27 protein-coding genes are annotated in these 26,319 nt (G+C 68.7%); 16 read left to right on the plus strand and 11 right to left on the minus strand.

The genetic code is table 11. From position 1 onward, the window contains the following. Window positions 1-44: 44 nt before the first annotated feature. Entirely contained in the window at window positions 45-530 is a 486-nt protein-coding gene (coaD, locus tag ABZ824_RS02585) for a pantetheine-phosphate adenylyltransferase (protein ID WP_356961254.1), read from the plus strand. Window positions 531-840: 310 nt separating this feature from the next. Here coaD and ABZ824_RS02590 read toward each other — a convergent pair whose 3' ends face one another. Further along, window positions 841-1,359: a GtrA family protein gene (locus tag ABZ824_RS02590; protein ID WP_355069834.1), complete on the minus strand. Its 519-nt coding sequence runs from the start codon at window positions 1,357-1,359 to the stop codon at window positions 841-843. 381 nt (window positions 1,360-1,740) lie between these two features. Here ABZ824_RS02590 and ABZ824_RS02595 point away from each other — a divergent pair, with 381 nt between their 5' ends. The 11 genes from ABZ824_RS02595 to ABZ824_RS02645 all read left to right on the plus strand — a co-directional run bounded on the left by ABZ824_RS02595 (window position 1,741) and on the right by ABZ824_RS02645 (window position 12,352). Continuing rightward, the gene (locus ABZ824_RS02595; protein ID WP_356962422.1) at window positions 1,741-2,487 is read left to right on the plus strand and encodes a DivIVA domain-containing protein; all 747 of its coding nucleotides are present in this window, start codon (window positions 1,741-1,743) and stop codon (window positions 2,485-2,487) included. Window positions 2,488-2,584: 97 nt separating this feature from the next. After that, window positions 2,585-3,214, plus strand: coding sequence for a DUF177 domain-containing protein (locus ABZ824_RS02600; protein WP_356962423.1), 630 nt, complete (start codon window positions 2,585-2,587; stop codon window positions 3,212-3,214). A gap of 53 nt (window positions 3,215-3,267) precedes the next feature. Next, window positions 3,268-3,450 (plus strand): 50S ribosomal protein L32, encoded by a 183-nt coding sequence (rpmF, locus tag ABZ824_RS02605; RefSeq protein ID WP_014987105.1) that lies wholly within the window; start codon window positions 3,268-3,270, stop codon window positions 3,448-3,450. A gap of 22 nt (window positions 3,451-3,472) precedes the next feature. Continuing rightward, window positions 3,473-4,186 carry a ribonuclease III gene (rnc, locus tag ABZ824_RS02610; RefSeq protein ID WP_356961256.1) on the plus strand — a complete coding sequence of 238 codons (714 nt, stop codon included), beginning with the start codon at window positions 3,473-3,475 and terminating at the stop codon, window positions 4,184-4,186. A gap of 1 nt (window position 4,187) precedes the next feature. After that, a complete protein-coding gene (mutM, locus tag ABZ824_RS02615; RefSeq protein ID WP_356961257.1) occupies window positions 4,188-5,048 on the plus strand; it encodes a bifunctional DNA-formamidopyrimidine glycosylase/DNA-(apurinic or apyrimidinic site) lyase in 861 nt (286 codons plus the stop codon). A gap of 64 nt (window positions 5,049-5,112) precedes the next feature. Then, window positions 5,113-5,694 (plus strand): dihydrofolate reductase family protein, encoded by a 582-nt coding sequence (locus tag ABZ824_RS02620; RefSeq protein WP_355069839.1) that lies wholly within the window; start codon window positions 5,113-5,115, stop codon window positions 5,692-5,694. A 28-nt stretch (window positions 5,695-5,722) separates the two neighbouring features. Then, on the plus strand, window positions 5,723-6,760 hold the full coding sequence (locus ABZ824_RS02625) for a PHP domain-containing protein (protein WP_356962425.1): 1,038 nt from the start codon (window positions 5,723-5,725) through the stop codon (window positions 6,758-6,760). 103 nt (window positions 6,761-6,863) lie between these two features. Next, on the plus strand, window positions 6,864-8,390 hold the full coding sequence (locus tag ABZ824_RS02630) for a substrate-binding domain-containing protein (RefSeq protein WP_356961259.1): 1,527 nt from the start codon (window positions 6,864-6,866) through the stop codon (window positions 8,388-8,390). A gap of 358 nt (window positions 8,391-8,748) precedes the next feature. Further along, window positions 8,749-9,942 carry a glycosyltransferase family 4 protein gene (locus ABZ824_RS02635; protein ID WP_355070981.1) on the plus strand — a complete coding sequence of 398 codons (1,194 nt, stop codon included), beginning with the start codon at window positions 8,749-8,751 and terminating at the stop codon, window positions 9,940-9,942. A 14-nt stretch (window positions 9,943-9,956) separates the two neighbouring features. Next, the gene (locus ABZ824_RS02640) at window positions 9,957-12,068 is read left to right on the plus strand and encodes a glycogen debranching N-terminal domain-containing protein (protein ID WP_355070982.1); all 2,112 of its coding nucleotides are present in this window, start codon (window positions 9,957-9,959) and stop codon (window positions 12,066-12,068) included. Between the two features lie 95 nt (window positions 12,069-12,163). Beyond that, complete coding sequence (locus ABZ824_RS02645; RefSeq protein ID WP_039799555.1) at window positions 12,164-12,352, plus strand: hypothetical protein; 189 nt, start codon at window positions 12,164-12,166, stop codon at window positions 12,350-12,352. Window positions 12,353-12,431: 79 nt separating this feature from the next. Here the strand turns inward: ABZ824_RS02645 and ABZ824_RS02650 are convergent, their stop codons facing one another. From ABZ824_RS02650 to ABZ824_RS02685, 8 genes are all read right to left on the minus strand, one after another. After that, window positions 12,432-12,887 carry a DUF350 domain-containing protein gene (locus ABZ824_RS02650; protein ID WP_355069843.1) on the minus strand — a complete coding sequence of 152 codons (456 nt, stop codon included), beginning with the start codon at window positions 12,885-12,887 and terminating at the stop codon, window positions 12,432-12,434. 64 nt (window positions 12,888-12,951) lie between these two features. Then, entirely contained in the window at window positions 12,952-14,118 is a 1,167-nt protein-coding gene (locus ABZ824_RS02655) for a glutathionylspermidine synthase family protein (protein ID WP_356961260.1), read from the minus strand. After that, the gene (locus ABZ824_RS02660; protein WP_355069846.1) at window positions 14,119-14,622 is read right to left on the minus strand and encodes a hypothetical protein; all 504 of its coding nucleotides are present in this window, start codon (window positions 14,620-14,622) and stop codon (window positions 14,119-14,121) included. 334 nt (window positions 14,623-14,956) lie between these two features. Further along, the gene (locus tag ABZ824_RS02665; protein WP_355069847.1) at window positions 14,957-15,235 is read right to left on the minus strand and encodes an acylphosphatase; all 279 of its coding nucleotides are present in this window, start codon (window positions 15,233-15,235) and stop codon (window positions 14,957-14,959) included. Next, entirely contained in the window at window positions 15,235-15,702 is a 468-nt protein-coding gene (locus ABZ824_RS02670; RefSeq protein ID WP_356961262.1) for an OsmC family protein, read from the minus strand. Before ABZ824_RS02670 ends, ABZ824_RS02665 begins: the two co-directional genes overlap by 1 nt. A 98-nt stretch (window positions 15,703-15,800) precedes the next feature. Continuing rightward, window positions 15,801-16,505, minus strand: coding sequence for a response regulator (locus ABZ824_RS02675; RefSeq protein ID WP_356961263.1), 705 nt, complete (start codon window positions 16,503-16,505; stop codon window positions 15,801-15,803). Window positions 16,506-16,536: 31 nt separating this feature from the next. Beyond that, on the minus strand, window positions 16,537-19,077 hold the full coding sequence (locus ABZ824_RS02680) for a sensor histidine kinase KdpD (protein WP_356961265.1): 2,541 nt from the start codon (window positions 19,075-19,077) through the stop codon (window positions 16,537-16,539). A gap of 69 nt (window positions 19,078-19,146) precedes the next feature. After that, window positions 19,147-19,272 carry a hypothetical protein gene (locus ABZ824_RS02685; RefSeq protein WP_356961266.1) on the minus strand — a complete coding sequence of 42 codons (126 nt, stop codon included), beginning with the start codon at window positions 19,270-19,272 and terminating at the stop codon, window positions 19,147-19,149. A 369-nt stretch (window positions 19,273-19,641) separates the two neighbouring features. Here ABZ824_RS02685 and kdpF point away from each other — a divergent pair, with 369 nt between their 5' ends. Genes kdpF through ABZ824_RS02705 form a run of 4 tightly spaced genes read left to right on the plus strand, consistent with a single transcriptional unit; the run spans window position 19,642 to window position 24,419 of the window. Then, on the plus strand, window positions 19,642-19,728 hold the full coding sequence (gene kdpF / locus ABZ824_RS02690) for a K(+)-transporting ATPase subunit F (RefSeq protein WP_195128160.1): 87 nt from the start codon (window positions 19,642-19,644) through the stop codon (window positions 19,726-19,728). Beyond that, complete coding sequence (kdpA, locus tag ABZ824_RS02695) at window positions 19,729-21,399, plus strand: potassium-transporting ATPase subunit KdpA (protein ID WP_356961268.1); 1,671 nt, start codon at window positions 19,729-19,731, stop codon at window positions 21,397-21,399. 1 nt (window position 21,400) lies between these two features. Beyond that, a complete protein-coding gene (gene kdpB / locus ABZ824_RS02700; protein ID WP_356961269.1) occupies window positions 21,401-23,554 on the plus strand; it encodes a potassium-transporting ATPase subunit KdpB in 2,154 nt (717 codons plus the stop codon). Between the two features lies 1 nt (window position 23,555). Next, a complete protein-coding gene (locus tag ABZ824_RS02705; RefSeq protein WP_356961271.1) occupies window positions 23,556-24,419 on the plus strand; it encodes a potassium-transporting ATPase subunit C in 864 nt (287 codons plus the stop codon). A gap of 46 nt (window positions 24,420-24,465) precedes the next feature. On the opposite strand, the gene ABZ824_RS02710 is transcribed toward ABZ824_RS02705, so the two are convergent. Next, the gene (locus ABZ824_RS02710; protein ID WP_356961273.1) at window positions 24,466-25,092 is read right to left on the minus strand and encodes an MBL fold metallo-hydrolase; all 627 of its coding nucleotides are present in this window, start codon (window positions 25,090-25,092) and stop codon (window positions 24,466-24,468) included. Further along, window positions 25,089-26,174 carry an S-(hydroxymethyl)mycothiol dehydrogenase gene (locus ABZ824_RS02715; RefSeq protein ID WP_356961275.1) on the minus strand — a complete coding sequence of 362 codons (1,086 nt, stop codon included), beginning with the start codon at window positions 26,172-26,174 and terminating at the stop codon, window positions 25,089-25,091. The genes ABZ824_RS02710 and ABZ824_RS02715 overlap by 4 nt, the downstream gene beginning before the upstream one ends. Between the last annotated feature and the right edge of the window lie 145 nt (window positions 26,175-26,319).

Below are 26,319 nucleotides of genomic sequence, written 5' to 3' on the forward strand. Positions count from 1 at the left end.
CGGCCACCCGTGCCCGGCCGCGTGCGTCCTGCTAGCGTCGCCTCATGGCAGGAGCACTGTGCCCCGGGTCGTTCGACCCCGTGACCTACGGACACCTCGACGTTTTCACCCGGGCGGCGGCCCAGTTCGACGAGGTCGTCATCACCGTCATGATCAACCCGAAGAAGCAGGGCATGTTCACCGTCGACGAGCGCATCGAGATGCTGCGCGAGTCGACCGCGCACCTGGGCAACGTCCGGGTGGAGTCGTGGCAGGGGTTGCTGGTGGACTTCGCCCGCGAGCAGGGCATCACCGCCATCGTGAAGGGTCTGCGCGACGCGGGCGACTTCGGCTATGAACTGCAGATGGCGCAGATGAACAAGAAGCTCTCCGGCGTGGACACCTTCTTCATAGCCACCAACCCGTCGTTCAGCTTCCTGTCCAGCTCACTGGTCAAGGAGGTCGCCGCCTACGGCGGCGACGTCGCCGACATGCTGCCCCCCTCGGTGCACAAGCGCCTCCTCGACCGCCTGGCCGAACGCAAGAACTGACCAACCAGGCCGCGAATCCTTCAGGTGATCTCGCCTTCATCGCAAACCCGCTAGAACGCTGATGCGGTGGCGAACAACGGACCCTCTACGGGAAAGCCACGGAGCCTTCACACCTGCTGACCCGACCGGGTGGTTCACCACCCTGTCGGGTTCGCCAAAGCAACCACTGATCACGCGAGAACATGGGTAACTCCCGGGGAACGCCCAAACCCCACCGGCACCCAACGCAAGACCTTGAACGCAACCCACGTCCCACTTACTGGTACGGCCTGAATACTCGGAGAGGCGGGCAGCGAGGCGGGCGGGCAGCCTAGAACACCAGGCCACGTAGGGCCAGGAAGCGCATGCCGCCGACCACAGCGGTGATCGCCAGGATCGCGACGGCCTGGGCGGTGTCCCCGAGGCCGGGAGCCCACAGACCCAGAGCGGCCAGCCCCGCGGTGGTGACGCCGAGTCCGACCAACGCGAGCCCGCCGCCTTCCCATTGCGCGGTGAACCAGCCGACCCGTTCCGCGGCGTGGAAGGTGAGCTGACGGTGCAGCTCGTTGGCGATCACGGTGCTGACGATCGAGCCCACGACGTTGGCGATCAGCGGTCCGACGCCGTGCATGGCGAAGAACAACAGGACGTACGCGATATTGCTGGAGCCGCCGACCAGCGCGAAACGGATCAGCTGAGCGAAGGCTCGATCGCCGCGCAGGTACCGGGCGAGCCGGCCGAGCCCGGTCGCCACCGAGGTCCTCGGCAGTGCCGGATAGGGGCCGGCCCACGGCACGAAGAAGCTGGTGGCGCTCACTCCTCCGGGTCGCGGCAGTTCCAGTAAGGTCATCGTCTTTCCGATCGAACACAAGCCCTCGGCAGGGACAACGGCGAGAGTGCTCGCATGCTTCCCCCGTCGACTCTTGGCAGGTTCCGTTCGTAGCGCATATTCGGCAATCGCTGACGTGTCGGCGCCTGTCAACATTCGACGGCGGGTTGTCCTTACCTCCGGCTTCCTTGTCCGCGATCCAGGGAACGCGGTAGGTGCTGAAGATCTTGGTCGACCTTCCAAGAAAATGTAACACGAAGCGGAGAGGAGGTCTCCACTTGATTTTGTGGCGTGCGAGACACTGGCACGACACACCGGAAAGGGACTCGGCACGAGCCGTGACGAGGGGCACACTGGGCGTCGGCGGAGATTTCGCCGTGAGTCCGCAGGAGGGTAGTGAGCATGTATCGCGTTTTCGAAGCGCTCGATGAACTGGTCGCCATCGTCGAAGAGGCGCGCGGCATCCCCCCGACCCGCAGTTGCATCGTGCCGCGCGGCGACGTGCTGGAATTACTCGACGACGTCCGCGACGCGCTGCCCGGCGAACTCGACGACGCCCAGGACGTGCTCGACCATCGCGACAAGATCGTCTCCGATGCCAGGACCGCGGCCGAGACCGCCGTGACCGGGGCGAACGAGCAGGCCGAGCGCACCATCGGCGCGGCGCGCGAGGAAGCCGACCGCATCCTCGCCGACGCCAAGGCGCATGCCGATCGGATGGTCGCCGAGGCGAGCGCGCACGCCGATCACCTGGTGGCCTCCGCTCAGGAGGCGGCCGATCGGGTGGTGGCCGACGGCAACGCCGAATACGAGGCGGTGACCGGCCGGGCGCGGGCCGAGTCGGAGCGGATGATCGATGCGGGCAAGGCCGCCTACGACCGCTCCGTCGCCGACGGGCTCGCCGAGCAGGAGCGGCTGGTCACGCAGACCGAGGTGGTGCGGGCCGCGCACGCCGAATCGGCCAGGGTGATCGACGCCGCGCACGCCGAGGCGGATCGCCTGCGCGAGGAGTGCGACCACTACGTCGACTCCCGGCTCGCCGATTTCGAGGAGACGCTGACCAGCACGCTGCGCACGGTCGGGCGGGGGCGCCATCAACTGCGCAGTGGGGCGGGTGCGCCCGACTACGCCACGGAATTCCGCAGGTAGCGGCCCCGAGCGCGATGGGCCGCGTTTGGGCGTGGACCGCGTGATCGCGTATTGTTGAGTGGTTGCCCGTATCCCCTCGATCGTGAGTGAGTCCGTGATGTCCGCCGGTTCCGGTTCCGCGTCGCGTCCCCGATCGGCCAAGCGCCGGTCGCCGGACGCCGCTTTCGTGCTGGACACCCGCAGCCTCGGCCGCAGGCCGGGGACCATGCGCGAGCTGCGCCGTACCGTCACCACCGAGGAGCGGATCGGTCTGGATCTGATCGGCGTTCCGGTGGGTGCGCAGGTGGAATTGGATCTGCAGTTGCAGGCGGTGTCCGAGGGAGTGCTGGTCACCGGGACGGTCGAGGCGCCGATCGAAGGTGAGTGCTCGCGCTGCCTGGAGCCGTTCACCGACGCGGTCACCCTGCGGCTGACCGAGCTGTTCGCCTATCCGGACAGCACCACCGAGCAGACCACCGAGGACGACGAGATCTATCGCATGGACGACGACCTCATCGATCTGGAACCGGTGGTGATCGACGCCGTCGGGCTGGAGTTGCCGCTGCAACCGCTGTGCACCCCGGATTGCGCGGGACTGTGCCCGGAATGCGGCGTACGGATGGCGATTGCGGGATCCGACCACCGGCATGAGATACTTGACCCTCGCTGGGCCGGACTGGCCGGATTCGCCTCCGAATCGCCCGGCAGCGGCAGCCCCGACGAGGGTGCGGCCGACCGAGACCACTGAGCAAGACCGATCAGCCGAACCGGCAGAGCAATTAAGACAGAGGAGAAGTAGTCGTGGCCGTTCCCAAGCGCCGGATGTCCCGTTCCAACACCAGGTCGCGGCGCAGCCAGTGGAAGGCCACCGCGCCGACCCTGATCACCTGCCCGAACCGCGCCTGCGGCGAGAAGACCCTGCCGCACATCGCCTGCCCGTCCTGCGGCACCTACAAGGGCCGCCAGGTCACGGCGGCGGTCTGATCGTCCGATCTGTCGTAGCGACGTGACCGACGAACCCGACTCGTCCGGTGAACACGCGAGCCTGCTCGCCGCGTTGGGCGTCGACGTGCAGCCGGATCTGCTGCGTCTCGCACTGACTCATCGGTCGTACGCGTACGAGAACGGCGGTCTGCCGACGAACGAGCGTCTCGAGTTCCTCGGCGACTCCGTGCTCGGGCTGAGCATCACCGAACGGCTGTATCACGAGCATCCCTCCAAGTCCGAGGGTGAGCTGGCCAAACTGCGCGCGAGCGTGGTGAACATGCGCGCGCTGGCGGAGGTCGCCCGCGGGCTCGGCGAGGGCGGGCTCGGTGCCCACCTGCTGCTCGGCAAGGGCGAGGAGCTCACCGGCGGCCGGGACAAGGAGAGCATCCTCGCCGACGGTATGGAGTCGTTGCTCGGCGCCGTGCATCTGGAGCACGGCATCGAGGTGGCTCGCGCCGTGGTGCTGCGGCTGTTCGCCGAGCTGCTCGAGCGCGGACCGCGGATGGGCGCGGGCCTGGACTGGAAGACGAGCCTGCAGGAACTCACCGCCGAGCGTGGTCTCGGCGTCCCCAGCTACGAGATCACCTCGACCGGGCCGGACCACGACAAGGAATTCACCGCCACCACGGTGGTCGGCGGCCGGGCCTACGGGCAGGGCGTCGGACGGTCGAAGAAGGAAGCCGAGCAGAAGGCCGCGGGGGCCGCCTACGAGGCGCTGACCGCCGAAACCTGACGTGCCCGAACTTCCCGAGGTCGAGGTCGTGCGGCGCGGGCTCGCCGAGCACGTGGTCGGCCGGCTGATCGAATCGGTGGCGATCACCCATCCCCGCTCGGTGCGCCGCCATCTCGAAGGCGCCGCCGATCTCGCCGCACGGCTGACCGGCCTGAAGGTCGAGTCGGCCGAGCGGCGCGGCAAATTCCTCTGGCTCACCTTCGACGATCCGGAGGCGGCGCTCGTCGTGCATCTCGGCATGAGCGGTCAGATGCTGGTCCAGCCCGCGGAAGCGCCGCTGGAGAAGCACGCCCACATCCGCGCCACCTTCGGCGACGGCACCCAGCTGCGCTTCGTCGATCAGCGCACCTTCGGTGGCTGGGCGCTCGCGCCGCTGGTCGAGGTGGACGGCACCCTGGTGCCCGAGCCAGTCGCGCACATCGCTCGCGATCCGCTGGATCCGCGTTTCGACGTCGAATCCGTGGTCGCCGTCATCCGGGGCAAGCAGACTGAGATCAAGCGCGTGCTGCTCGACCAAGGCGTGGTCTCCGGCATCGGCAACATCTACGCCGACGAGGCGCTGTGGCGGGCCGAGATCCACGGAGGACGGACCGCCTCCGGGCTGTCCAGACCCGCGGTGCGCGGGTTGCTCGCCGAAGTCGGCATTGTGATGAGCGAAGCGCTCGCCGCGGGCGGTACGTCGTTCGACGCGCTCTATGTGAATGTCAACGGCCAGTCGGGCTACTTCGAACGCGCCCTGGCCGTATACGGTCGGGAGCACGAGCCGTGTCGCCGGTGTGGTGCGCCGATCATCCGCGAGCGGTTCATGAACCGCTCGTCCTACTCCTGCCCGCGCTGCCAGCCGAAGCCTCGTCGTCGTTAGCGCGGGCGAGCTACCGTTTCCTCAGGGCGGTTCGGAATGTCAGCCGACCGTGAGGAAGGGAAGCATGCGCAAGCTCACCTATTACGTCGCGTCGACGATCGACGGTTTCATCGCCACCGAGGACGGCTCGGTCGACTTCTTCCCGGTCGGCGGCGACCACGGTCCCTCGATCAACGCGCAGTATCCCGAGACGCTGCCGACCAAGGTGCGCGAGGCGATCGGGTTGGAGGAGCGCAATCGCTACTTCGACACGGTGCTGATGGGACGCAAGACGCACGACTTCGGCGTCCGCACCGGCACCTCCACTCCCTACGCGCATCTGCGGCAATTCGTGGTCTCGACCACCCTGCCCGAGAGTCCCGACGCGGCCGTGGAGCTGATCTCGGAGAACCCGATCGAGAAGGTTCGCGCACTCAAGCGGGAGAGCGGGCTGGGTATCTGGTTGTGCGGCGGCGGGGAACTGGCGCAGGCGCTGCTGCCGGAGATCGACCAGATCTTCCTCAAGCTCTACCCGATCGTGCTCGGCAGCGGCCGTGCGCTGTTCGGCGCCGGGTCGCGGCTGCCGGAACCGGCCAAGTTCCGGGTGATCACCAGCACGGTGTTCGAGGACGGGGTGGCCTTCGTCAAATACAGCCGGGTGCACTGACCCGGTGCCCGGTCAGGAATCGAGCGGGATGCCGGACGCCGCCGCGGCGCCCGGTCCGGAGGCGGCGCTGCGGGAGATCGGCTTCTGGCTGGAGCGCTCCCGGGCGGAGACCCACCGGGTGAAGGCCTACCGGCGCGCCGCCGACGTCGTCGCGGAGTTGTCCGCCGACGAGCGCGAGGCGCGCCGGGCGGCAGGCACTTGGACCGAGCTGGCCGGCATCGGGCCGAAGACCGCTGCCGTCATCAAGCAGGCGTACGCGGGCGTGGTGCCGCGGTACCTGAGCGAGTTGCGGGCGGCCGCGCAGCCGATCGGGGCGCCGGGCAAGCCGTTGCGCGAGCTGCTGCGCGGCGATCTGCACACCCACTCGAACTGGTCCGACGGCGGCAGCCCGATCGAGGAGATGATGCGAGTCGCGGCCGCGCTCGGGCACGAATACTGCGCCCTGACCGACCATTCCCCGCGCCTGACCGTGGCCAACGGCCTGTCCGCCGACCGGTTGCGCAGGCAGCTGGACGTAGTGGCCGAGCTCAACGACCGGATGGCGCCGTTCCGCATCCTCACCGGCATCGAGGTGGACATCCTCGACGACGGCACCCTCGATCAGCAGGCGGATCTGCTCGCCCGGTTGGACGTGGTCGTGGCCAGCGTGCATTCGCGTCTGCGCGACGACAGCGCGACCATGACCAAGCGCATGGCGTACGCGGTCGCCGATCCCAACGTCGACGTGCTCGGTCACTGCACCGGTCGCCTGGTCACGGGGGGACGCGGCACCAGGCCGGAGTCGACGTTCGACGCCGAGGTGGTGTTCGAGGCGTGCCGCACCTACGGCACCGCCGTGGAGATCAACAGCAGGCCCGAACGACTGGATCCGCCTTCGCGATTGCTGCGCCTGGCCGCCGAGATGGGTTGTCACTTCTCGATCGACACCGACGCGCACGCACCCGGCCAGCTCGACTGGCAGGGGTACGGTTGCGAGCGCGCGCTCGCGAACGGCGTCGCGGCGGAACGTGTGATCAATACCTGGCCGCTGGCGGATCTGCTGGCGTGGACTCGCGCGCAAGGGTGACCGCCGGGTTAACTTGTATCGAACAATACGACTTCGCCTGTGCCCGAAGGCTATTGCGGCACAGAATAAGGGTCACACGAATCGCTAGGGGTGGGATCAACTGGTGGGCGACTTTCCGCTCGAAATCGTACTCGCGCTCATCGGTATCGCGGTGCCCATCGGCGCGTTCCTGTGGGAGTTCGTCTTCGCCGGCCGCAGGCGCCTGGGCTATCGGGTGCAGATGGATACGCCGGTCACCGGTGAGATCGAATCGGTGTTTCCCGGTGTGCTCCCGCAACTGCGTCCCTCGCTCGACGGCGCCAGTCCGGACCTGAAGGACATCTCGGTCGTTCTGGTGCGCGTCGAGAACAGCGGCATCACGACCATCGACAGCCACGACTACAAAGCGCCGGAAGCCGCGCGGATCGGCCTGCATCTGCGTTTTCCGCAGCGCCGCGTGATCGGCATGGCGGTGAACGAACTCAGCGATCCCGCGTTGGCCGACAACCTCGACGCCGATTCCGGCATCGCGGTGCGCGAGGACACCGGCGGGCACATCGGTGTGATCGACCTGCCGAAGGTGCCGCTCGCCCCCGGCGATCACTACAAGATTCTGGCGATCCTGCAGCGTTCGGAGGGCGTTGGCGAATACCCGCCGCCGGCGTTGCGCGGCGGCATCAAAGGCGGGCGGATCACCGAGACCCGCAGCCGCACCGGCGTTTCCCTGATGATGGTCGCGCTCACGGTCTTCTTGGTGCTGGTGATCGTCGTCCAGTTGGTGGTGTCCGCGCTGGAGCCGTCGCCGATGCCGCTGGAGTGCGCCTCCGGCAAACTGACCGTGATCGGGTCTTCGGCGTTCGCCCAGGTGATCGAAGACGCCGCCGAGCAGTATCGGAAGAGTTGCGCCGGCGCCGATTTCACCTACGGCTTCGAAGGATCCGAGCGCGGACTGGACCGGCTCGCCGAAGAAGGCGCGGGCAATCCCGGGTTGCTCGCCGTCACCGACGGTGCGAAGGGCGGCGGCTATCCGACACTGGTGCACCGGCCGCTGGCGTTGTCGCTGTTCACCATGATCGCGCATCCCGGCGTCGGTGTCCGCGATCTCACCGCCGCCCAGATCCAGGATCTGTTCCGGGGCAGGATCGGCAACTGGCGCGAGGTGGGCGGTCCGGACTTGCCGGTGGTGCTGGTCAACCGCATACCCGGTTCGGGCACGCGCACCATCTTCGAACGCAGGCTGCTCGGCGGCACGCAGCCGGAGCGCCCGCACGTGAGCTGCACGGCGTTGAAGGGCACGGTCGTCACCGCGCCCGCGCAGTGCGAGGTGCAGGTCACCGCCGACATGCGCAAAGCGGTGGCCGAAATACCAGGGGCCATCGGCTATTCGGAATTCTCCGAGGCCGTCGGAGCCGGTCTGCCGACCATCGCGATCGAGGGCGTCGGCGCGAGCCGGGACGCCGCCGTGCGGCGCGCCTATCCCTTGTGGGGCGTCGAGTACGCCTACAGCAACGGCGAGTTGCCCGGTGGGTCGCTCGCCGCGAGCTTCCTGCACTTCCTGACCGATCAGACCGGCAAAGAGGTGCTGCGCGCGCACGGCAACGCGCCGTGTGCCGACCTGCCCGATCCCGGTCGCTGCCTGCCGGATCAGTGACCCCGGACGTCGTTCCCATGGCCCGGCGGACAACGCGGGGCCACCGGACTACCCATCGGTAGCCGAACGAACGCTGCGGGAGGGGATTTTTCCCGAACTGTTTGGTTTGAACGGCACCCCCTGAGGTACCTCCCACTCGGCCCCCCTGATCATGCCGACCGCGTGACCAGGCCAACCAAGCCCCATGGACGGCGGTGCAGCTAGGTCTTCACCTCCGCCGCGGGGGCCACTTAGTTCAGTTCGGCGCCCGGTACTCCGAGTGCTGGGTGAATGCGAGTGCTACTTGGTTGTCCCTGGAAGGAGGGTCATGAGCGCGCTTTCCGTGCCGATTTCCGCGCAGGCGTCGTCCGATCTGGAGATGCCGTCGTCCGACTACTTGTCGACAGATCGTTCCAGCGGCCCGTTTCGCATCGCGATGGTCGTGCCACCGTACTTCGACGTCCCGCCCAAGGCATACGGCGGCGTCGAGGCCGTGGTGGCCGATCTGGTCGACGCGCTGGTGGCTCGCGGCCACGACGTCACGCTGTTGGGCGCGGGGGAGCCGGGGACGAAGGCCAAGTTCGTGCCGGTGTGGGACCGGGCGCTGCCCGAACGCCTCGGAGAGCCGTTTCCCGAGGTCGTGCACGCGTTGCGGGTGCGCCGCGCGATCGAGAACCTCGCGGCCACTTCCGGTGTGGACCTGGTGCACGACCACACGTTCGCGGGGCCGCTGAACGCGACCGTCTTCCAGAACATGGGCCTTCCGACGGTGCTGACCGTCCACGGGCCGGTGGAGGACGATATCTACCGCTACTACCAGGATCTGGGCGACGAGGTCGCCTTGGTGGCGATCAGCGACCGCCAGCGCGAGCTCGCGCAGGGTCTCAACTGGTCCGGACGGGTGCACAACGCACTGCACGTCGACGATTGGCCGTTCCGCGTCGAGAAGGACGACTACGCGCTGTTCCTCGGGCGGTTCAACGAGTGCAAGGCCCCGCACTTGGCGCTGGAAGCCGCGCATGCCGCGGGTATCCCGCTGGTGCTGGCCGGCAAGTGCAGCGAGCGTCCCGAGCAGGCCTATTTCGAGGAGAAGGTGCGACCGCTGCTGACGGAAAACGATCACGTGTTCGGTCTCGCCGACGCGACGGCCAAGCGTAAGCTGCTTGCGAACGCGCGTTGCCTGTTGTTCCCGATCCGCTGGGAGGAACCGTTCGGCATGGTGATGATCGAATCCATGGTCTGTGGCACGCCGGTGGTCGCGCTGCGCGGCGGGGCGGTGTCCGAGGTGATCGTCGACGGCGTAACCGGCCGGATCTGTGAGGATCCCGCCGAATTGCCCGCGGCCATCGAAGAGGTCAGGGCGCTGGATCCGTACGCCTGCCGGGCGCACGTGCAGGCCAAGTTCGGCTCCGACACGCTCGGTTTCGGGTACGAGCAGGTGTATCGCCGGGTCCTGCGCTCCAAGAAGCGGTCCGGCGCGGTGCCGCTCGACACCGCGGCGGCCGTGACCACGCCGCTCGACGACCCGGCGCCCGCCTCGCCGATCCGGATCGCGGCGAGCGGCTTGGCGTGACCGATTCCGTACCGGTGAGCCCCGCCCCCCTGAACTCCGGTGAGTCCACCGGGTTCGGGGGGTGCGGCTCGGTGACCCTGGTGGAAGGCGGCACCTTCTGCCTGTCCAATCGGCTCGGCGACGTCGAACCGGGTAAGCCGCACGGCTTGTTCTTCCGGGACGCCCGCGTGCTGTCGCGCTGGGAGTTGCTGGTGAACGGCAAACCCGCCGAGTCGCTTTCGGTGCTCAGTCCGGAGGCGTTCGCCGCCAGGTTCGTGTTGCGCAGGCCCCCGCAGGCGGGCCTGGCCGACAGCACGTTGCTGGTGGTGCGCGAACGGATCGTGGCCGACGGCATGCACGAGCTGATCACGTTGGAGAACATGGGCCGCGAGCCCACCGCGGTGCTGCTGGAACTGCATGTGGACGCCGACTTCGTCGACCTGTTCGCGGTGAAGGAAGGACGCGCAGGACACGGGCGGGCGGACGTGACGGTCGCCGACGGGGAACTGGTGCTGCACGATCACGCCGACCGCAGCCGGGGCATCTCGATCTCGGCGACCGTGGAGCCCGAGGTGATGCCCGGTTCGCTGCTGTGGCGGGTGATCGTGCCGGTCGGCGAATGCTGGCAGGCCGAGATCATCGCCCAGCCGACCGTGGGCAACCAGCGTTTCCAGGCGATCTCGCCGGGCGAGCACTACAACGTCAGCGCGCCGGGCCGCAAGATCGAGGCGTGGCGCGACACCGCCACCGACATCGCCGCCTCCGATCCGGCGCTCACCCGGGTGCTGCGCCGCACCGAGAGCGACTTGGGCGCCTTGCAGATGCACGACGAATCCGGCGACGCGCGGCCTTTCGTCGCCGCGGGCGCACCGTGGTTCATGACCCTGTTCGGCCGCGACAGCCTGCTCACCGCGTGGATGGCGCTGCCGCTGGAGATCGATCTCGCGCTGGGCACGCTGCAACAGTTGGCGGAACTGCAAGGGCAGGACGTGAACCCGCTCACCGAGGAGGAACCCGGCCGCATCATGCACGAGATGCGCCGCGGCCCCGCGGGCGGACAGGTGTTCGGCGGCCACATCTACTACGGAACTGCCGACGCCACACCGCTGTTCGTGATGCTGCTGGCCGAATGTCATCGCTGGGGCGCCGACCCGGAGGCGATCCGGCACCTGCTGCCCGCCGCCGACGCCGCGCTGCACTGGATCACCGACTACGGCGACCGGGACGGCGACGGCTTCGTCGAGTACCGCCGCGCCACCGATCGCGGCCTGGTCAACCAGGGCTGGAAGGACAGCTTCGACGGAATCAACGACGCCACCGGCCATATCGCCGAAGCGCCCATCGCCCTGTGCGAGGTGCAAGGATACGTGCACGCCGCGCTGCTGGCCAGGGCCGAACTGGCAGAGGCTTTCGACGACTTGCGGCTGGCCGGCCAGCTACGCGAACGCGCCGCGGAGTTGCGCGTCAAGTTCGCCGAACAGTTCTGGCTGCCCGATCGCGGCTGGTATGCCGTGGCGCTGGATGGCGGCAAGCGCCAGGTCGACGCGCTGACCAGCAATGTAGCGCACTGCCTCTGGTCGGGCATCGCCACCGACGAGCACGCGGCGGAGCTGGTGTCGCGGATGGCGGCCCCGGAGATGGATTCCGGCTTCGGGTTGCGCACGCTGGCGTCGAACATGGGCGCCTACAACCCGATGAGCTATCACTGCGGCTCGGTCTGGCCGCACGATACGGCGATCGCGGTGGCGGGGCTGCTGCGCTACCGGCACGTTCCCGGCGCGGTGGAGCTGGCCACTCGGCTGGCCACCGGCTTGTTGGACGCGGCCGCGGTGTTCGACGGACGCCTGCCGGAGCTGTTCTGCGGCTTCCCTCGGTCTCGATTCGCCACGCCCGTGCCGTATCCGACGTCCTGCTCGCCGCAGGCGTGGGCCAGCGCGGCGCCGCTGTTGCTGGTGCGCGCGTTCCTCGGGCTCGATCCCGACGCGCCGACCAGGACGCTCACCGTTCGACCGCAGCTGCCCGCGCGGTGGGGCAAGGTGTCGCTGCGCGCGCTGCGGCTCGGTGCGACCACCGTCGACCTCGAGGCAGAAGGCGCGCAGATCACCGCGGCGCGCTTGCCCGACGACTGGCGGTTGGTGACCCGATGACCCGCACCGATTGCCGCGGGTCGGGAGCGGGTATGCCCCCGATATAAGGACATTGCAAGCCTTCTCGCACTGATACGCAGCACGGGAGGTGCACGATGCAGACATCGCTGGACATACAGGATCTGTGGCGGACCCGGTACCGGGACTGTTCCGCGGAGCCGTCGACGGATCTCGACATGGATCGCGCCTTGTTCATTCGCAGCGTGCACGCCGGTCACGGCCCGGAGTGCCGCCAATATCTCGCGGCGGCGGCGTACTGTCTCGCCCACGGCGACGAGCACTGAACCATCGGCCGCACTCCGGAACGCGGTGTCGGCAGGGCACCGAGCGTCCTGCCGACACCACGCACCGCCGTGACGCCGCCTACAGGATCGCGAAGGCGACCACGAGCCCGAGCGCGAAATGCGCGGCCGCCACCACGAGCACCTCGGTGGTGTAGGTGTCGGCGTGCAGCGCGGCGCCGATGTCGATGCCGAGCGCCCGTTCGATGACGCGCACCGAGATGACCTGCGCGACAATGCCGACCAGGCCGAACACCAGGGCGGCGATCAGGCCCTCGGAGAGCTTGCCGCCGCCGCCCACGGCGAAGATGGCGAGCACGACGATGAACGCCATGCTGATCATGCCCGCCGCGGTGACGATGACGGCGTTCGGCTTGCCCGCCACCACCAGCTTGCGCAGCTTGCCCGGCGTGGTCAGGTCGATGGCGTAGAAGCCGACGAGCATGAGCACCAAGCCGACGAGGGCATAGAGGACGATCGCGCCCACGCCCTCGCCGAGCGAGTTCCAGTACCCCGATTCCAGGGCGACTGCGGTCATCTTGATCCTTCCGAGATGGATCGGCATGCGGCCGAGATGGGTTCGTGCTTGACGGTGACGATGCTCAGTCGGTGGCGATGCGATGCGGGACGAATGCGGAGCCGTCGTCGGTGATCAGTCCCGCGGTCTCGCGGATACCCAGCCCCGCCGCGGCGTCGCCGACGATCCACGCGCCGAGCACCGGACGCATGTCATCGAATTCCGGGAGCGGATCGAGCAGTTGGTACACGTAGCCTTCCTCGCCGTAGACGCCGCCGGTCGCGGTCTCCAGTCCGGCGCCGACGATCGTCATGTTGGCGCCCTCGCGTCCCAGCTTCGGTTTGCGGATGTACTCGGTGAGCTCGTTGGGTTGGTCGAGGTAGGCGGGCAGCAGATTCGGGTGACCCGGGTACATCTCCCACAGCACCGCCAGGATCGCCTTGTTGCTCAGCAGCGTCTTCCACAGCGGTTCGATCCACATGGTCTCCGGCAGGCTGTCCACGACGCGCTTGCCGAAATCGTCGTCGAGCACCCATTCCCACGGGTAGAGCTTGAAGACCGCCTCCATCGGAGCCTCCGCCAGGTCGACGAAACGCTCCAGCTCGGAATCGAATCCGATCTCCTCGATCGGCAGCGCGATGGTGTCGAAACCGGCCTCGGCCGCGGTCTCCTGCAGGTAGGCGGTGGTGACGTTGTCCTCGCCGGTGGCGTCCGCACCGGACCAGCTGAAGTGCAGCTGCGACGTGGGCAGCACGTCGCGCAACTCGCCCCACCGCTCGACCAGCTTCTCGTGCAACGAGTTCCACTGGTCGCCGCCGGGGTAGCGGTCGGTCAGCCAGTGCCACTGCACGATGGCCGCCTCCAGCAGCGAGGTCGGCGTGTCGGCGTTGTACTCCAGTAGTTTCGCCGGACGCCGTGCGTCGTAGCGCAGGTCGAAACGCCCGTACACGTGCGGATCGGAACGCCGCCAGGATTCGGCGATCGGGCCCCAACTCCATTCGGGCAGGCCGAAATCGGCGTACCGCTCGGTGAGCACGATGTGCTCCACCGCGTTCAGGCACATCGAGTGCAGGAGTTCGACGTCGGCCTCCAAGGCGAGGATCTCCGACATCTCGAACTCGTAGTGCACCGACTCGTCCCAGTACGGCCGCGGCTGACCGCTCGCGTCCCGCCCCGGGGCACCGTAGACCAGGCCTTGGCTCTCGATGATCTGCTGCCAGCCCGGCCGGGGCGTATCCCGTACACGCCGCATCTACGATCCTCCGCCGCTCTTGCTACCCAGGCCGCCGCGCTGGATGGTGGTGCCGCTCTTGGTCTTGATCTCGGCGCTCTTCGGCTTGATCGTGGTGCCGCCGACGGGCGGTTTGCCGATCGTGCCGGTGCCCCCGTAGTAGTAGCGGTACTGCGGCCCGCCGCCGAGGATGATCAAACCGGGATTGATGCCGGTGTCGTTGACGAAGCCAGGACGGCCGTCGCCGCAGTAGGAGTCGTCGACCACGATTTCTTGGCCGTTCTCGATTTTCATGCACTGGGCCGTGACCCGGTCAGGGGCAGCCAAGGCGCGATAGGCCAGATAGCCACCGCCGACCAGGGCGGCGACGCCGACGATGGCGACACCGCCGATCATGACGCGTTTGCGAGTGCGCTTCTTGGCCTCCTCGGCCGCGGCGGCCGCGCGCTGGACTTCCTCGGCGCGCTTACGCGCCTTGTCGCGCGCTCGTGCCTCGGCCACCGTGGGCGGGCGGGGGCGGGTCACGCCCGCTTCTTGGCGTTGGATACTGCCGGGGCGAGGAGGGGGCGCGGCGGTCGGCCGATCGCCGGGACCGGCCCCGCTCGATGGCACCGAAGTGGGCGTCGACCAGTCGTTTTCGGGCTGATCGGCGTCACCCGATGCGGACGTGGGGGTCGATCGGTCGGCGCCACCGGTGGCGGGTGCCGACCTGTCCTGTTCATCGGGGGACGTCGGCGTCGGCGGTTGCCGGTCCTCGGCCGGGCGCTGTGGGCCGGACGGCCGCTCGGGCTCGTCCCGGCGCTCGTCACCCGGATCTCGCGTGCTCATCGCTGCGCCCCCCTCGTCGCCCGAACCACCACTACCGCTCCTCGAAACCGGTCAAATCACCCCGCGCGGGCTCCCAGCTTTCCACAACCAACCTGACCTGACCAGGTGTGTCCTCGGAACGCAAGAGGGCCAGCAACCGCTCGCAAGCCGGTCGCGGACCTTCGGCGACCACGTGCACGCGGCCGTCCCTGGCATTCGTCGCATGCCCGGCCAGTCCCAGTTCGAGCGCGCGGGACCGGGTCCACCAGCGGAAACCGACACCCTGGACCAGTCCGTGCACCCAGGCGCTCAACCGAACGGCCTCGTCCATCAGGCCTCGATGTCGAACGACAGCGTCACCTTCGATCCCGCTTTCAACGTCCGCCCCACGGTGCAGACCTTGTCGATCGCGCGCTGCACGGTGACCAGCAACCGTTCACGAGCCTCCTCGTCGAGGTCGCTGAGGTCGAGTTCGAACACCTCGTCCAGCTGCGGGTAGACCTCGTTCTCCCGGTCGGCGTCGCCGGAGACGCGAATGGTGGCGTCGAAGTTGTCGCCGAGTTTGCGCGACAGGGGGAAGTCCGCGCTCAGGCCGGAGCAGGCGGCGAGCGCGATCTTCAGCAGCTCGCCGGGGGTGAACACACCGGGGACGCCCTGCGAACCGATCAGGACCTCGGCGCCGCGGGAGCTGCGGCCGGTGTAGGCCCTGGTCCCGGTGCGCTCGACCCACAACGTGGTCGGCTCCGGCGCGCTCGGCGCCGCGGGGGCGGTGACGGGTGTAGCGGTCTGTTCAGCCATGGGTTCGATCCTGCCATTGTCGTCGCAATCAGTTCGCGGGCCTGGCAACGCCGCGCGAGGACGGGCCATTCCGCGCGGTCGGCGGACCGTGGCCGGGATTACTCCTGGAACCGGTATCCCATGCCCGCCTCGGTGAGCAGGTGCTTGGGGCGTGACGGATCGTCCTCCAGTTTGCGGCGCAGTTGCGCCAGATAGACCCGAAGGTAATGGGTCTCGGTGGCGTACGACGGGCCCCACACCTCCCGCAGCAGCTCGCGCCGCCCGACCAGCTTGCCGCGATTGCGCACCAGCATTTCGAGCATGCCCCACTCGGTGGGGGTCAGGTGCACCGTCTCGCCGCGCTTGGTGACCTTCTTGGCGGCCAGGTCGACGGTGAACGAGTCGGTGGTCACCACCGGCGCCGAGGCATCGGGATCGGCGACGCCGCGCCGGACCGCGGCGCGCAGCCGGGCCAGCAGTTCGTCCATGCCGAACGGTTTGGTGACGTAGTCGTCGGCCCCCGCGTCGAGCGCCTCGACCTTGTCGGCGGAATCCGTCCGCGCCGACAGCACGATCACCGGCGCCGAGGTCCAGCCGCGCAATCCGGCGAGCACCTCGATGCCGTCCATGTCGGGCAGGCCGAGATCGAGGATCACGACGTCCGGATGCCGGTCGGCGGCCGCGCGCAGGCCCGCGCTGCCGGTCGCCGCGGTGATCACCTCGTAGCCGCGGACCGAGAGATTTATTCGCAACGCGCGCACGATCTGCGGTTCGTCGTCGACCACGAGCACCTTCGTCGCCACCGCATCGGGCGTCTTCGTCACAACCGCCGCCTCCTGTGTCGTCGCGGACACCTCACTCACCCGCGCTCGTCGTCTCGTGTGCCACGCCCGTGCCGTTCGCGTCCGGTGCCTCGCCGCCGGGCAAGTCGACCAGCATGGTCAATCCTCCACCGGGTGTGGGCTCGGCGTGCACGGTGCCGCCCATCGCTTCGACGAACCCGCGCACCACCGACAGGCCGAGCCCGACGCCGGTCGTGTTGTCCCGGTCGCCGCGCCGCTGGAAAGGCTCGAACAATTGCTCCTCGGTGCCGTGCGGTACGCCGGGACCGGTGTCGACGACCGCGATCGCGACCCGGTCGCCCGCGCGTTCGGCGGTGACCCGGACCGTGCCCGCGCGTGGGGCGTGCCGCAGCGCGTTGTCGATCAGATTGGCCAGCACCCGTTCCAGCAGGCCGCTGTCGGCGAGCACCGAGACGTCGCCGACCTCGACCCGCACCCGGTCCATCGCCGCGCGCCGCAGCCCGCGCGCACCCATCCCGACGCTCACCAGCGCGCGGTGCACCGCCTCGTCCAGGTAGACCCGCCGCACCTGCGGCGTGACCACGCCGACCGCGAGCCGGGAGGAGTCGAGCAGATTGCCGACCAGCGCGGTGAGCTGATCCACCGACTCCTCGATGGTCTCCAGCAGTTCGGCGGTGTCCTCCGGGGAGAACTCGATGTCGTCGCTGCGCAGGCTGGAAACCGCCGCTTTGGCGCCTGCCAGCGGGGTGCGCAGGTCATGGCCGACCGCCGAGAGCAACGCCCGCCGCAGGCGATCGGCCTCCAGCAGGGCCGCGGCGGCGCTGGCCTCCTCGGCCAGGCGAGCCTGCCGGACCAGAGCGACGGCCTGGTTGGTGACCGCGTTCAGCACCGGACGGTCGGCGGCCGCCAGCGGGCGGCCGGCCAGCAGCAACCAGTGCACGGCATCGCCCGCCTCGACCACGGTGTCCGCGTCGGAGGGCCGCCGCGGTGGGCCCACTCCCACCTCGGCGAGGACCTGGTCACCCGACACCAGGGCGACCGCGCGCTGCCCGAACACCTCCCTGATCTGTTCCAGCAGCCGGGGCAGATCCGCGCCGTGCAGGATCGCGCCGGAGAACATGGTCAGCAGTTCGGCTTGCCGGGAGGCCTTGCGCGCCTGCGCGGTTCGCTTCGCGGCCAGATCGACCAGCGCGGCCACCGCGACGGCGACGATGAGCAGCACCACCACGGTGATGAAGCTGTTCGGCTCGGCGATGGTCAGGCTGTAGCGGGGTGGCGCGAAGAACCAGTTCAGCAGCAGGCCCGACAGCAGCGCCGAGAAGGAGGCGGGTACGACGCCGCCGAGCAGCGCGACAGCGACCACGCCCACCACGAACACGGCGCTGATGCCGCCGAGATCCAGCACCTCGTCGAGGTAGGCGGCGCTCAGCGCGCACACCAGGGCCGGTACGGCGACGGCGGCGAGCCACGCCGCCACCGGGCGGCGCGGATGCAGGGCCGCGTACCGGAATCCGCGGTGGGCCTCCTCGTGCGTCACCATGTGCACGTCGATCTTGCCGGAGCGTTGCACCACCGTGGAGCCGATGCCCTCATCGAAGATGCGCGCCCACCGCGAGCGACGGGAGGTGCCGAGCACCAGCTGGGTGGCGTTCGCCTCTCGGGCGAACTCGAGCAGGGCGGTGGGCACGTCCTCGCCGGTGACGGTGTGCAGGGAGGCGTCCAGGCTGGCCGCCAGCTCGCGCAGCCGGGCCAGCCGCTCGGTGGAGACCCCGGCCAGGCCGTCGCCGCGCACCACGTGCACGACCACCAGGTCGGCGCTGGATTTGGTGGCGATCCGACCGGCCCGGCGCACGATCGTCTCCGATTCCGGACCGCCGGTCACCGCCACCACGACGCGCTCGCGCGCCTCCCACAGTTCGGTGATCTTGTGGTCGGCCCGGTACTTGGCGAGCGCGGCGTCGACCTGATCGGCCAGCCACAGCAGCGCCAGTTCGCGCAGCGCGGTGAGGTTTCCCGCGCGGAAGTAGTTGCGCAGCGCGGCGTCGATCCGCTCGGCGGCGTACACGTTGCCGTGGGAGAGCCTGCGCCGCAATGCTTCCGGCGTGATGTCGACCAACTCCACCTGGTCCGCCCCGCGCACCACGGCGTCGGGCACCGTTTCGCGCTGCTGGATGCCGGTGATCTGCTCCACGACGTCGTTGAGGCTCTCCAGATGCTGCACGTTGACCGTGGAGATCACGTCGATCCCCGCGTCGAGCAGCTGTGCCACGTCCTGCCAGCGCTTCTCGTGCGTGCTGCCGGGCACGTTGGTGTGCGCCAGCTCGTCGACCAGCACCACCGCGGGGGCGCGGCGCAACACCGCCTCGACGTCGACTTCCTGGTACGTGCTACCGCGATATTCGATCAGCTTCGGGGGGATGCGTTCGATGCCATCGAGCAATTCCGCGGTTTTCTCCCTGCCGTGTGTTTCGACTACCGCGGCCACCACGTCGCGACCGCGCTCCAGTCGCCGGTGCGCCTCGCCGAGCATGGCGTAGGTCTTGCCGACTCCCGGCGCGGCGCCGAGGTAGATACGCAGCTGACCGCGTTTCACGCCTTCATCATCGCGCGTCGCGCCGCCCCGGCCGAACACCCCTGGGTCGTCCCGGCGCGCTGCCCCACGTCACCGCCGCACATCATCGGTCTCGATCCGCACCGGTTGCAGCCGCGGCGTCTGCGCACGAGCGCCGAATGCGCGAATGACCAGCGCGCAGCAGACGAATGCGACGACAAAGATCACTGCCGACATTGCGATCCTCTCTTCCTTCCCGGCGCCGGTCGCGCTGGAATCGTCCCGCCTGGCCGGCTCTCCACTTCTACCGCCGCCAGGCGGGCCGACCTCGATTTTTACGGTGTGTTGACGGTCCGCCCGTGTTCCTTGACGCCATACTTGCGGGCATCGCGGGCCCGTCAACGAACCGCAAATGCCAGGTGCCGGTGCGTCAAGAAGTCGTCAGGAAACGACCGGACGCGCCATCGGGGCGCTTCACTCGCTCTGTCGCGCCGAAGCCCGGCGCGCGGATGGAGGTTGTCGAGCTATGTCGGTCGTGGTGTTCACCGCGCTCACCGTGGCGGCGTTCGCGCTGCTGGGGTTGATCCAGCGCGGGGTGGAGAAGTTGTGACCGCGAACCTGATCGGTCTCGTTCTCGCCGCAGGCGTCGCGGTCTACCTGGTCGCGGCGCTGCTGTTTCCCGAGAGGTTCTGAGTGAGCACGACAACCGCGGGGATCGCCTTCGTGGCCTCCCTGATCTCGGCGCTCGCGCTGGTACACGTGCCGCTGGGCGACTACATGTACCGGGTCTACGAGGGACGTGCGCATTCTCGCGTCGAACGTCTCGTCTATCGCGCGATAGGCGCGCATCCCGAAGTCGAGCAGCCGTGGCCCGTGTACGCGCGGAGTGTGCTGGCCTTCTCGGCGGTCGGCATTCTCTTCCTTTTCTTCTTCCAGCTCGTGCAAGGCAGGTTGCCCCTGCACCTGAACGATCCGGGCACCGAGATGACGCCCGCGCTGGCGTGGAACACCGCGGTCAGCTTCGTGACGAACACCAACTGGCAGAACTACTCCGGTGAATCCACTCAAGGGAACCTGGTGCAGATGGCCGGGCTCGCCGTACAGAACTTCGTTTCGGCGGCGGTCGGCATGGCGGTGGCCGTGGCGCTGGTGCGCGGGTTCGCTCGCAGGCACACCGGTGACCTCGGCAACTTCTGGGTGGACCTGGTGCGCGGCACGCTGCGCATCCTGCTGCCGATCGCCTTCGTCTTCGCCCTCGTGCTGGTGGCGGGCGGGGCGATCCAGAACTTCCATCTGCACGACCAGGTGGCGCACACGCTGGGCGGCACCGAGCAGACCATCACGGGCGGCCCGGTCGCCAGCCAAGAGGCGATCAAGGAACTCGGCACCAACGGCGGCGGCTTCTACAACGCCAACTCCGCGCACCCGTTCGAGAACCCGGCCACTTGGACCAACTGGGTGGAGATCTTCCTGCTGCTCGTGATCAGCTTTTCGCTGCCGCGCACCTTCGGCCGGATGGTGGGCAGCCGCAAGCAGGGCTACGCGATCGTCGCGGTGATGGGGACTATCGCACTGCTCAGCGTCACGCTGACCAACCTGTTCCAGCTCCAGCACCACGGCACGGTACCGACCGCGATCGGCTCCTCGATGGAGGGCGTGGAACAGCGGTTCGGTGTGGCGAATTCGGCCACCTTCGCCGGTGCTACCACCCTGACCTCCACCGGCGCGGTCGATTCCTTCCACGATTCCTACACCAGCCTCGGCGGTCTGATGACGATGTTCAACATGCAGTTGGGCGAGGTCGCGCCGGGCGGCGCCGGGTCGGGCCTGTACGGCATGCTGATCCTGGCGGTGATCACGGTGTTCGTCGCGGGCCTCATGGTCGGTCGCACCCCGGAGTATTTGGGCAAGAAGATCACACCGCGCGAGATCAAATTGGCCGCGTCGTACTTCCTGATCAGCCCGCTGATCGTGCTGGTCGGCACGGCCGCCGCGATGGCGATTCCGGGTCGGCGCGCGAGCATGCTCAACTCCGGGCCGCACGGACTGTCGGAGGTGCTCTACGCGTTCACCTCGGCCGCCAACAACAACGGCTCCGCTTTCGCGGGCCTGACCGGCAACACCGAGTGGTACAACACCGCGCTGGGCCTGGCCATGCTCTTCGGGCGCTTCCTGCCGATCATCTTCGTGCTCGCGCTGGCCGGTTCGCTCGCGCGGCAGGGCACCACTCCCGCATCGATCGGCACGCTGCCGACCCATCGTCCGCAGTTCGTCGGCATGGTCGTCGGCGTAACGGTGATCCTGGTCGCGCTCACCTTCCTGCCCGCGCTGGCGCTCGGGCCGCTCGCCGAAGGAATCCACTGACATGTCGAGTCCCGCGATCGATGAGAACGTCTCGGCACAGGCCGAGCCCGGGCGGCCACGGGGCAAGAGTGTCCCGAACGGCGTGCTCGACCCCAAGATGCTGCTGACCTCGTTGCCGGACGCGGTACGCAAGCTCGATCCGCGCACGCTGTGGCGCAACCCGGTGATGCTGATCGTCGAACTGGGCGCGGTGTGGTCGACCGTGCTCGCGCTGGCGGACCCGACCTTCTTCGCCTGGGCGATCGTCGTGTGGTTGTGGCTCACGGTGATCTTCGCGAACCTGGCCGAGGCCGTCGCGGAGGGGCGCGGCAAGGCGCAGGCCGACACGCTGCGCAAGGCGAAGACCGACACCGTCGCGCGGCGACTGGTCGAGTGGTCGCCGGGCGCGCGGGTGGTCGAGGAGCGCGTCGCGGCCCCGGACTTGCGCCGCGGTGATCACGTCGTGGTCGAGGCGGGGCAGGTGATCCCCGGTGACGGCGACGTCGTCGAAGGCATCGCCTCGGTCGACGAGTCGGCGATCACCGGTGAATCCGCTCCGGTGATCCGGGAATCCGGCGGTGACCGGTCGGCGGTGACCGGCGGCACCACCGTGCTGTCGGACCGGATCGTCGTCCGGATCACGCAGGAACCGGGGCAGAGTTTCATCGACAAGATGATCGCCCTGGTGGAGGGGGCCAGCAGGCAGAAGACCCCGAACGAGATCGCGCTGAACATCCTGTTGGCGGCGTTGACGATCATCTTCGTCTTCGCGGTGGTCACGCTGCAGCCGATGGCGATCTTCAGCAAGTCGAACAATCCGGGCGTGCCGGACACCGTGGCGCTGGACGCGCACGGCGTCACCGGCATCGTGCTGGTCTCGTTGCTGGTGTGCCTGATCCCTACCACCATCGGCGCGCTGCTGTCGGCGATCGGGATCGCGGGCATGGATCGCCTGGTGCAGCGCAATGTGCTCGCCATGTCCGGGCGGGCCGTCGAGGCGGCCGGAGACGTGAACACCTTGCTGCTGGACAAGACCGGCACCATCACGCTCGGCAACCGCCAGGCGGCGGACTTCGTCCCGGCGCCCGGCGTGAGCAAGGCGGAACTGGCCGACGCCGCACAGCTTTCCAGCCTGGCCGACGAGACTCCGGAGGGCCGCTCGGTCGTGGTCTACGCCAAACAGGCCTACGGCCTGCGGGAGCGCACACCGGGCGAGCTGAGCCACGCGCGGTGGGTGGAGTTCACCGCGCAGACCCGGATGTCCGGCGTCGACGTCGAGGGCCGTCTGCTGCGCAAGGGCGCGGCGAGCGCGGTCACCGAATGGGTGCGAGCGCAGGGTGGTTCGGTGCCGGCGGAACTCGGCGCCGCCGTCGACGGCATCTCCGCCGCGGGCGGCACGCCGCTGGTCGTCGGCCAGGTCGACGGCGGTGCCGCCCGGGTGCTCGGCGTGATCCACCTCAAGGATGTGGTGAAGCAGGGCATGCGCGAGCGGTTCGACGAGATGCGCAGCATGGGCATCCGCACGGTGATGATCACCGGCGACAACCCGTTGACCGCGAAGGCGATCGCGGACGAGGCGGGGGTCGACGACTTCCTCGCCGAGGCGACGCCGGAGGACAAGCTGGCGCTGATCAAACGGGAGCAGGAGGGCGGACGGCTGGTCGCGATGACCGGCGACGGCACCAACGACGCGCCCGCGCTGGCGCAGGCCGATGTGGGCGTCGCGATGAACACCGGCACGTCGGCCGCCAAAGAGGCGGGCAACATGGTGGATCTGGATTCCGATCCGACCAAATTGATCGAGATCGTCGAGATCGGCAAGCAACTGCTCATCACGCGTGGCGCGCTGACGACGTTCTCCATCGCCAACGACATCGCCAAGTACTTCGCGATCATCCCCGCCCTGTTCGTGACGCTGTTTCCCGGCCTGGACCTGCTCAACGTCATGCGGCTGTCCAGTCCGCAGTCGGCGATCCTGTCCGCGGTGATCTTCAACGCGGTCGTCATCGTGGCGCTGATCCCGCTGGCGCTGCGCGGTGTGCGCTACCGGCCGTCGAACGCGTCGAAACTGTTGAGCCGCAACCTGACCGTCTACGGGCTCGGCGGCATCATCGCGCCGTTCCTCGGCATCAAACTCATCGACCTCGTGGTCCAGTTCCTCCCCGGGATGTCCTGACATGCGCCTTTCAACCTGGATCCGGCAGCATCTCGCCGCCCTGCGCGCGTTGCTCGCGCTCACGGCGATCACCGGAATCGTCTACCCGCTGGCCGTTTTCGCGGTGGCCCAGCTGCCCGGCCTGCACGAGAAGGCGGACGGGTCGCTGGTCGCCGTCGACGGAACGACCGTGGGCTCCGGCCTGATCGGGCAATCGTTCACCGGATCCGACGGCGCGGCCCTGGTGCGGTACTTCCAGAGCCGCCCTTCCGCCGCCGGTGACGGCTACGATCCTCGGTCCACCGCGGCGAGCAATCTCGGACCGGAGGACATCGTCGACACTCCGGCACGCGCCAGCCTGCTCACCACGATCTGCGCCCGCAGCAAGGAGATCGGCGACCGTGAGGGGGTCGACGGCAGTCGTCCGTTCTGCACGAAAGGCGGTGTGGGCGCGGTGCTCTCGGTGATAGGACCGCGTGACGCCGACGGGGACGTTTCGCATCCCGTTCAGGTCGTCAGCGTCAACGAGGCGTGCCCGGCGCAGCCATTCGTCGCCGCCTATCGCGGCGTCCGAGTCGAATGCGCCGAACCGGGACGGGACTATTCCGCCGGGCGAGTCGTCCCGATCCACGGCGACGCGCCCGCCGATCCGGCGGTGCCCCCCGATGCAGTCACCGCGAGCGGGAGTGGGCTGGACCCGAACATCTCGCCGGAGTACGCGGCCATCCAGGTGCCCCGGGTCGCGAAGGCGCGCGGGATTTCCGAACAGCAGGTGCGCGCGCTGGTCGCCGAGCACACCAGCGGCCGGACGCTGGGATTCCTCGGCGAGCCGCGAGTCGAGGTGCTCCGGTTGAACCTGGAGCTGGATCGCCGGTTCCCCGGTTGATGCGCGCGGTGCCGCCGCGGGCGGTGCCGGGTGCCGCCCGCGGCGGTCAGTGGCCGCGGGCGATCCAGTCGGCGAGGAAGGGTTTCTCCGCGCCGATGGTGGTGGAATCGCCGTGCCCGGTATGGACCGTGGTCTCCTCCGGGAGCGTCAGCAGGCGTTCGCGGATCGACTCGATGATCGTGCCGAAATCGGAGAACGATCGGCCGGTCGCACCGGGTCCACCGGCGAACAATGTGTCGCCCGTGAATACGACCTTCGCATCGGGCAGATGCAATGCGACGGAACCGGGGGAGTGGCCGGGGGTGTGCAGGACGTGAAGCTCGCTGTCCGACACCGTGATTCGATCGCCGTCCGAGAGCGGCCGGTAGGCCGTGTCCGGGTGGGTCATGCGCCACAGCGGCTCGTCGCCGGGATGCAGCAGGATCGGCGCCGCCGAGCGCTCGGCCAGTTCGGGGGCGACCGTCACGTGATCGTTGTGTCCGTGGGTGCACACGATCGCGCGAACGGTGCGCCCGGCGACCGCCGCGACGATCGGATCGGCGTCGTGGGCGGCATCGATGACGACCACTTCGTCGTCGTCGCCGACGAGCCAGATGTTGTTGTCCACCGCCCAGGTTCCGCCGTCGAGACAGAAGTCGCCGGAGGTGACGACGCGGTCGATGCGGACGGTCACCAGACCACCACCGAACGCAGCACGTCGCCCGCGTGCATCTTCGCGAAGGCCTGCTCCACCTGGTCGATCCCGATGCGCTCGGAGACGAAGCGGTCCAGCGGCAGCCGTCCCTGGCGGTAGAGGTCGATCAGGGTGGGGAAGTCGCGTTCGGGAAGACAGTCGCCGTACCAAGCGGATTTCAGCGCGCCGCCGCGCGAGAAGAAGTCCAGTAATGGCATCTCGAGGGTCATCTCCGGGGTCGGCACCCCGACGAGGACCACTGTGCCCGCCAGGTCGCGACCGTAGAAGGCCTGCTGCCAGGTCTCCGGCCGTCCGACCGCGTCGATGACCACGTCCGCGCCCCAGCCGTCGGTGTACTCCTGGATCTTCTCGACCACGTCCTCGGTGCTCGCGTCGATGGTGTGGGTGGCGCCGAAATCCGTGGCCCACCGCAGTTTCCGGGCGTCGCGGTCCACCGCGATGATGGTGCGCGCGCCCGCCAGCCGGGCTCCGGCGATGGCCGCGTCCCCGACGCCGCCGCAGCCGATCACCGCGACGGTGTCGCCGATCGAGACGTTGCCGGTGTGTATCGCCGAGCCGATGCCCGCCATCACCCCGCAGCCGAGCAGGCCCGCCACCGCCGGGTCGGCGGCCGGATCGACCTTCGTGCACTGGCCTTCGTGCACCAAGGTCTTGTCGACGAACGCGCCGATGCCGAGGGCGGGAGTCAACTCCGTCCCGTCGGCGAGCGTCATCTTCTTGCTCGCGTTACGGCTGTCGAAGCAGTACCAGGGCTTGCCGCGCTTGCACGCCCGGCACTCGCCGCAGACCGCGCGCCAATTGAGGATCACATAGTCACCCTCGGCCACGTGGGTTACCTCGGCGCCGACGGCTTCCACCACGCCCGCCGCCTCGTGGCCGAGTAGGAAGGGGAAGTCGTCGGTGATGCCACCTTCGCGATAGTGCAGGTCGGTGTGGCAGACCCCGCACGCCTGCACCCGCACCACCACGTCGTGCGGGCCCGGATCGGGGATCACCACCTCGACGAGCTCGACCGGTGCGCCTTTGCTGCGGGCCACGATCCCGCGGACGGTTTCCGACACCTGTGCCTCCTGAGCGAGTTCTCGGGACGCGGATCCGGCCGTTCCGTGGACCCGCGAGCCGAACACCTGTCCATACAGTTGTTCTCGGTGCGAACACTACCGCCGGATCGCGGGAAGGCTCGAGTTTCGGCCCGGAATCACGGCG

Source organism: Nocardia sp. NPDC047038 (genome assembly GCF_040644075.1).
GTDB lineage: Bacteria > Actinomycetota > Actinomycetes > Mycobacteriales > Mycobacteriaceae > Nocardia > Nocardia sichangensis.

What these genes read in the sequence shown, in the direction of transcription:
- coaD (WP_356961254.1), top strand. Translation starts at nt 45, where the DNA reads ATGGCAGGAGCACTGTGCCCCGGGTCGTTCGACCCCGTGACCTACGGA.
- ABZ824_RS02590 (WP_355069834.1), bottom strand. Translation starts at nt 1,359, where the DNA reads ATGACCTTACTGGAACTGCCGCGACCCGGAGGAGTGAGCGCCACCAGC.
- ABZ824_RS02595 (WP_356962422.1), top strand. Translation starts at nt 1,741, where the DNA reads ATGTATCGCGTTTTCGAAGCGCTCGATGAACTGGTCGCCATCGTCGAA.
- ABZ824_RS02600 (WP_356962423.1), top strand. Translation starts at nt 2,585, where the DNA reads ATGTCCGCCGGTTCCGGTTCCGCGTCGCGTCCCCGATCGGCCAAGCGC.
- ABZ824_RS02620 (WP_355069839.1), top strand. Translation starts at nt 5,113, where the DNA reads ATGCGCAAGCTCACCTATTACGTCGCGTCGACGATCGACGGTTTCATC.
- ABZ824_RS02625 (WP_356962425.1), top strand. Translation starts at nt 5,723, where the DNA reads ATGCCGGACGCCGCCGCGGCGCCCGGTCCGGAGGCGGCGCTGCGGGAG.
- ABZ824_RS02635 (WP_355070981.1), top strand. Translation starts at nt 8,749, where the DNA reads ATGCCGTCGTCCGACTACTTGTCGACAGATCGTTCCAGCGGCCCGTTT.
- ABZ824_RS02645 (WP_039799555.1), top strand. Translation starts at nt 12,164, where the DNA reads ATGCAGACATCGCTGGACATACAGGATCTGTGGCGGACCCGGTACCGG.
- ABZ824_RS02650 (WP_355069843.1), bottom strand. Translation starts at nt 12,887, where the DNA reads ATGACCGCAGTCGCCCTGGAATCGGGGTACTGGAACTCGCTCGGCGAG.
- ABZ824_RS02655 (WP_356961260.1), bottom strand. Translation starts at nt 14,118, where the DNA reads ATGCGGCGTGTACGGGATACGCCCCGGCCGGGCTGGCAGCAGATCATC.
- ABZ824_RS02665 (WP_355069847.1), bottom strand. Translation starts at nt 15,235, where the DNA reads ATGGACGAGGCCGTTCGGTTGAGCGCCTGGGTGCACGGACTGGTCCAG.
- ABZ824_RS02670 (WP_356961262.1), bottom strand. Translation starts at nt 15,702, where the DNA reads ATGGCTGAACAGACCGCTACACCCGTCACCGCCCCCGCGGCGCCGAGC.
- ABZ824_RS02685 (WP_356961266.1), bottom strand. Translation starts at nt 19,272, where the DNA reads ATGTCGGCAGTGATCTTTGTCGTCGCATTCGTCTGCTGCGCGCTGGTC.
- kdpB (WP_356961269.1), top strand. Translation starts at nt 21,401, where the DNA reads ATGTCGAGTCCCGCGATCGATGAGAACGTCTCGGCACAGGCCGAGCCC.
- ABZ824_RS02705 (WP_356961271.1), top strand. Translation starts at nt 23,556, where the DNA reads ATGCGCCTTTCAACCTGGATCCGGCAGCATCTCGCCGCCCTGCGCGCG.